Source organism: Saccharopolyspora sp. 6M (assembly GCF_020176775.1).
Taxonomy (GTDB): Bacteria; Actinomycetota; Actinomycetes; order Mycobacteriales; family Pseudonocardiaceae; genus Saccharopolyspora_C; species Saccharopolyspora_C gregorii.
Map to the genome: position 1 here is coordinate 1 of NZ_JAIUJZ010000296.1, position 6,038 is coordinate 6,038.

Sequence of the window (6,038 nt, forward strand, 5' to 3'; positions counted from 1 at the left end):
CCGCCCCCCCCCCCCCCCACCCCCCCCACCACCATGGCCCACGCATGCGCGGGCGGGGTGCGGCCGGGGTCGGGTGGCGTCCTGCGGTCGGCGGTGGAAAACCCCGTTCGCAGCGCGGTTTTCCCGGTTCTCGGGGTGGTGGTGCGGCGGGACTGTCCACCTTGATCAGTGGATCTTCGGCACCGCGCTGCGGTGCGCGGTGGCGCACCACCCGGGGCGGTGCGGCTGGGCGACAGGTGCCGCCGAACGGCGTGATCGCGTTTTCGCTGCCATGCCGGGACTTTTCAAGTGGCTCGGTACCGATTCGGGCTGGTTGGCGCACTCGTGGAATACCGTCCGCTGTGGACGAAAGAGCGGAAGTCGGTTCGGTTCGGGGCTTGGGACATTCACCCAATTGAAAGAGTGCGCGCATCGTTATCGTGCGGCTAGCATTCTTTTATAGCGGCCAGTGGTCGACTACTTCCACTTCTCAAGATCACCTGAAACGCGCGGGATCGACTGCGCGACCAAGATCTTCTTGGTCGGCGGATTCCGTCGTGCCAGGTGGTTTTCCCAGTCATGCAAGGCGATCTGATGAAAGGTGGCCACTGTGGACTTCGACGCGCTCTTCCATTCGCACTTGGCGGCGATTCGAGCCAGCGTCCACGAGGGTTTTCGATTCCGGTACCTGCCGACCGGGCGGAACGACGAGTTCGTGCTGCAGGGATTCCGCGTGGAGCACGGGGTGATGGACACGTTCCTGGCCCATGCGGCCGATGACGCGGTCGCCGCCCGATACCGGCTTTCCGACCTGGAAATCCCCGATCCTCCCGCGCTGTGGCGGCGGGACGGGCCGGTGGACGAGGTGGTGCTGGCGTTGCTGGCGCTCCCCGCCCACGGGGCTCGCGGATCCCCGGTTTCCGGCGGATTCCCGGTGCACTTCGGCATTCCGCGCCTGCGGCGACCGCGCGGTGGCGCACTCGATCCGAATTCGCCGCCGGACGTGCTCTCCCGCATTCCGCAACCGCGCTGCGGCGGGTGCGGGCCACGATCGGGCGCCCCGCGCGGTTCCCGCCACCTGGGAGGTGGCCGATGAACGTGAAGAAGGACTTACCGATGACCTGGCACTTCGAACGGATCTCCGCGCGCGAGTCCTACACGTTCCGCTGGGGGCGCGGCTCCGGAATGATCACCGTGCACCGCGGGGACGCGCGCGGTTCGCACAGCGACGACAACCTCGTCGATTGCGTGCAGGTCGGCATCGACTGGATAGACGACCAGGACGTGCGGGTGCAGGCCCGCAAGTGGATCAGGGTCAACGCGGGACGTGGCGTGCGATGAATGCGCCGCTCGTCGCACAGCGCATTCCGGCCTGGGGTGCGCGGCCGATTCCGCGCCGCCGGTTCCGGGCCGGATCGCGCACCGCGCGCCCGGCCGCTCGCACCGCCCGGCGCGACGGCGGAACGCGGTGGGCGCCGCGCTCGCGACCGCGTCGGACGACCGCGGGAGCGCGCGGCGAACCCGGACGTGGCGCCGGCGGAGCGCGCGCACCACCAGGGAACTCCCGCGCGGCGGCGGCTCCGGGAATTTCGCGAGCCGTTACCCGCGCGACCCCGCCGGTCGGAGCGCGCGGGGTAGACCGGTGGGCGGGGCCTCCGCACCGGAAGTCCCGCCCACGCAGCCGGAATCGAGCGCGACGCCCGGCGGAACAGGAGGTGCGCGGTGAACGTCCTGCCGCCCGCGCCCACCGCGGAACTGCCCGCCGAGTGGTCCTGGTGCCCGGACTGCTCGGGAACGGGCCTGCTCGACCCCGGTCCGGCCGACCCGGCACCCGCCGTCGCGGAGGAGTGCTGGACCTGCCGGGGCCTCGGCGCCGGGGCGCGGCACGTCCTGTGACCGGACCGATCCGGGGGGGGGGCCCCCCCGCCCCCCCCGGGGGTGACCCGGCGGGCGGGGGCGCCCCCCCCCGGGGGCGGGGGGGGCCCCCCGCCCCCGCGGCCCGGCCCCCCCCCCCCGGGCCCCCCCCCGCCCGGGCCCGCATTTCCGCGTCCGGGCGGGGAACCCGGACCGCGGGGACCGGAGCGAACCGGTCACCGGCTACCCGTTCGCCTGACGTCCGCGGTCCACTACCGTGAGGTGGTTGGTTCCGTGCCGGGAGGAGGCCGCGGGTGGCGACGCAGCGGGTCCCGCCGGACGTGTTCCGCTTCGCGGTCGGTGCTCAGGCCGAGTCGTACTCGGCGATCCTGCGCGCGTTCGCGGACGCGGCGCAGTGGTGGGAGGGCTCGCTCGGCATCGATGACGTGCGGGACCGGGTGCGGGCGAGCGGCTGGCTCGACGCGCTCGGCGACGGAGACCTCGCGGAACGGCTGAAGAAGCTCGCCGAGTGGGGGCTGCTCGACGTCGTCCAGCACCACGCGGAGGACTACCGCACCGCCGCCGAGTACGAGCGGCGCAACCTGCACTACGCGTTGACGAAGGCGGGCGCGGCGGCCTGGTCCGGGCTGCGGCACGCGATGGCGAGCTTCGACGAGACCGGCGCGTTGCAGACCGCGGTGCTCGACGCCATCGCCGACCGGCTCGCCGAGATCGCCGCGCTGCTGGCCGAACCGGGTTCGGCGGACCGGCGGCTGTGCGCCGCGGTGCACGAGCTGGAAGGGCACCTGGAATCGCTGCGCACCGGCACCGCGCACTTCCACGCCGAACTGCGGCGGCTCCAGCGGTCCGACGACCCGGGCGAGTTCGACGAGGTGAAGGCGGCGACCGTCGCGCACCTGCAGGAGTTCACGACCGACCTCGACCAGCGCCGGCCCGTGATCTCCGCCGCGCTCGCCGAGGTGGAGGCGCACGGCGTCGCCGACCTGCACCGGCGCGCGCTGCGCGGCGCGGACCTGCCGCCCACCGCTGACGAGCGGGACTGGCTGGAGCGGCGGGCGGCGAGCTGGGGGACGCTGCGGGACTGGTTCCGCCCGGCGGACGGCTCGCCACCGCGCGCGGAGCTGCTGCGCGCCGCCGCCCGCGGAATCGTCGGGGAGCTGCTGCGGGAGCTGGAGCGGATCACCGAGGCCCGCAGCGGATCGTCCAGCGCCGCGGCCGATTTCCGCGAACTGGCCCGGTGGTTCACCACCGCCGACCGGGACGAGGACCTGCACCGCCTCTGGTCCGCCGCGTTCGGGCTCGGCCCCGCGCGGCACGCGCACCTCGCCCACGAGGACCCCGAACTGGTGGCGCCCGCGACGCCGTGGGTGCGGGCCCCGCGGGTGCGGGTTTCGGCGCTGCTGCGCAGCGGCGGGCGCGTCGAGAAGCTCGGCAGCACCGGGAAGGTGCGCGACGTCGCGCAGCTCGCCGCGTTGCGCGCGGCCCGGGCCAGGCGGGAGCGCGCCGAGCTGGACGCGGCGTGGCAGCGGCTCGTCACCGGCGGCGAAGTCCGGCTCTCCTCGTTCACCGGGCTCGAACCCGGCGTGCTCGACCGGCTGCTGGACCTGCTGGGGCGCGCCCTGGCGAGCCGCGCCGACGACGCGGGCGTGCGCCGTGCCCGCACCGGCGACGGACGGGTCGAGATCGAGCTGTCCGACCCGGCGGACGGGCGCACCGCCGAGCTGCGCACCGAGCGGGGAACGCTGCGCGGCCCGGACTTCGCGGTGCACGTGCGGCTCGTCGCCGACGGCGCGGTGGAGGCGGGCGGATGAGCAACCTCGCCAACCAGCTGGTCATCGCGGAACGCGCCGACCTGGCCCGCGGTATCAGGCTGCTGCTGGGCAGCCCGCTGATCCGGGCCGCGACCGACCCGGACGGGTTCGACCTGGTGCGGCGGCGCGCCGACACCCTCGCGAGCTGGTTCGACCACCACTGCGGCTGGGCGCTGGTCGTGGAGCCGCGGCAGGGGTACGCACGGCTCGCGAAGGTGCGCTCCGACCCGGACGCGTCCCGGCCCGCTCGGCGGGACCGGGGCAGCCGGGCGCCGTTCGACCGGCGGCGCTACGCGCTGTTCTGCGTGGCCGCGGCGGAACTGCTCGGTGGTCCCGCGACGACCGTCGGACTGCTCGCGGACCGCGTCGCGCAGGCCACCGCGGCCGATCCGGTGCTGCCCGGGTTCGACCCGGCGCTGCGCGCCGAGCGGATGGCGTTCGTGGACGTGCTGCGCGCGCTGGAGGGCTTCGGCGCGCTGGACCCCGTGGACGGCAGCACCGAGGACTACACCGACTCCGCCGGGGCGAAGGTGCTGTACCGGGTGGACGCGACGCTGCTGGTGCGGCTGCTGGCCGCGCCGAACGGGCCGTCGCGGCTGCCGGACGGCGACCGGCTCGCCGGGATGCTGGCCGAACCCCGCTACGGCGGTGCGGGCGCCACCGACGTGCAGCGCGCGCTGCGGCTGCGGCATTCCGTGCTGCGCAAGCTGTTCGACGACCCGGTGGTGTACTGGGCGGACCTCACCGCGGAGCAGCGCGAGTGGGCGACCTCCCGCACCGGCCGGGAGAGCATGCGGAAAGCCGCCGAGCAGGGCGGGTTCGCGGTGGAGGAACGCGCCGAAGGCGTGCTGCTGGTCGACCCGGAATCCCTCGCCACCGACGGCAGGTTCCCCGACGACGGCGACAACGCGAAGGTCGCCGCGCTGCACCTGCTGGATTCGCTCGGCGCCTCCCGCGCGGGGCTCACCGCCGACCAGCTGCGGGAGGACGCGGAATCGGTGCTGGACCGGTCGCCGGGATCGGCGCGCACCTACCGCTACTCCGACGGCCCGGCGCGGCTGGTGGCGGACGCGGTGGCGGTGCTCGTGGACTTCGGGCTGGCCCGGCGGGACGGGGAGCGGATCGTCGCGCTGCCCGCCGCCGCCCGCTACACCATCGTGTCCGGTTCCCCCGACTCCGCTGGAGGAAACCCGTCGTGACCGCCCCCGAAACCGCCGCGGTCCGCTGGCGCCCGTCGCGCGCCGGGATCCTCAACGTGTGGCGCTACTACGACGAGGTCTTCGAGTTCCACAACGGACGGTTGCTGCTGCGCGGCCCGAACGGCACCGGGAAGTCGAAGGCGCTGGAACTGCTGCTGCCGTTCCTGTTCGACGCGGACCTGCGGGCGAACCGGCTGTCCACGTTCGGCAGCGCGGAACGCACCATGCACTGGAACCTGATGGGCGAGGGCGCCTCCGGCGTCACCCGCGTCGGCTACGCGTGGCTGGAATTCCGTTGCGGCGACGGGTGGTTCACCTGCGGCGCCCGGTTGCAGGCCAGCAAGCACACCGCCGAGGTGCGCGCGGACTTCTTCACCACCTCCCGGCGCGTCGGCGTGGACCTGCGGCTGGTCAACGGCAACGACCAGCCGTTGACGAGGACCGCGCTGGAGGAGCGGCTTGGCGAACTCGGGACCGTGCACGACACGCCCGCCGAGCACCGGGCAGCGGTGCGCGCCGCGCTGTTCCCGGAGCTCACCGAGCCGCGCTACGAAGCGCTCATCACCGCGCTGCTGCAGCTGCGCACCCCGAAGCTGTCCGAGCGGCTGGACCCGAACCTGCTGTCCACGCTGCTGTCCCGCGCCTTGCCACCGCTGGGCGCGGCCGAGATCTCCGAGCTCGCCGAGGGGTTCGAACGCCTCGACCGGCGCCGCGAACACCTGGCGCGGCTCGACGAGCAGGTGCGGGCAGCGGACGCCGTCGCCGACCGGCAGTCCGGCTACGCGCGGCGGGTGCTGCGCGCCGCGGCCGCCGACCTCCTCGCCGCGGACGCCGACCTGGACCGGGCCGCCGAGGAGGCAGCGGACGGCGCGCGCCGCCACGAGCGGACCGCCGCCGACCGGGACGAGGTCCTGGCGCGGCGCGGTGAGCTGGCGCGGGAGGCCGACCGGCTCCGGGCCCGCATCGCCGGGCTCGCCGACGGCCACCACGAGGCGGCCGAGCTCGACCGGCTGCACGCCGAGACCACCGAAGCCGAGCGCACCGCCACCGCCGCCCGCGACCGGGCCGACCGGCGCGCCACCGAAGCCGACGCGGACGCGCAGCGCGCCGCGGCCGCCGACGCCCGCGCCGCCGCCGTCGCCGAGCGGGCGGTGCGCGCCGAGCGGGACGCGCT

At 74.9% G+C, this 6,038-nt stretch carries 5 protein-coding genes and 1 pseudogene; all 6 read left to right on the forward strand.

Going from position 1 to position 6,038, the window contains the following annotated elements; genetic code table 11:
• The first annotated feature begins 589 nt into the window (after nt 1-589).
• Nucleotides 590-1,075: a hypothetical protein gene (locus LCD31_RS27875; RefSeq protein ID WP_224963027.1), complete on the forward strand. Its 486-nt coding sequence runs from the start codon at nt 590-592 to the stop codon at nt 1,073-1,075.
• A 20-nt stretch (nt 1,076-1,095) separates the two neighbouring features.
• Nucleotides 1,096-1,320 carry a hypothetical protein gene (locus tag LCD31_RS27880; RefSeq protein WP_224963029.1) on the forward strand — a complete coding sequence of 75 codons (225 nt, stop codon included), beginning with the start codon at nt 1,096-1,098 and terminating at the stop codon, nt 1,318-1,320.
• Nucleotides 1,321-1,701: 381 nt separating this feature from the next.
• Nucleotides 1,702-1,875: a hypothetical protein gene (locus tag LCD31_RS27885; protein WP_224963031.1), complete on the forward strand. Its 174-nt coding sequence runs from the start codon at nt 1,702-1,704 to the stop codon at nt 1,873-1,875.
• Between the two features lie 272 nt (nt 1,876-2,147).
• Nucleotides 2,148-3,665 (forward strand): TIGR02677 family protein, encoded by a 1,518-nt coding sequence (locus LCD31_RS27890; RefSeq protein WP_224963033.1) that lies wholly within the window; start codon nt 2,148-2,150, stop codon nt 3,663-3,665.
• Nucleotides 3,662-4,864, forward strand: a complete 1,203-nt coding sequence (locus LCD31_RS27895) for a TIGR02678 family protein (protein WP_224963034.1) — start codon at nt 3,662-3,664, stop codon at nt 4,862-4,864. Before LCD31_RS27890 ends, LCD31_RS27895 begins: the two co-directional genes overlap by 4 nt.
• A pseudogene (locus LCD31_RS27900) lies at nt 4,861-6,038 on the forward strand (TIGR02680 family protein); the annotation flags it as partial. The gene LCD31_RS27895 and the pseudogene LCD31_RS27900, both read left to right, overlap by 4 nt.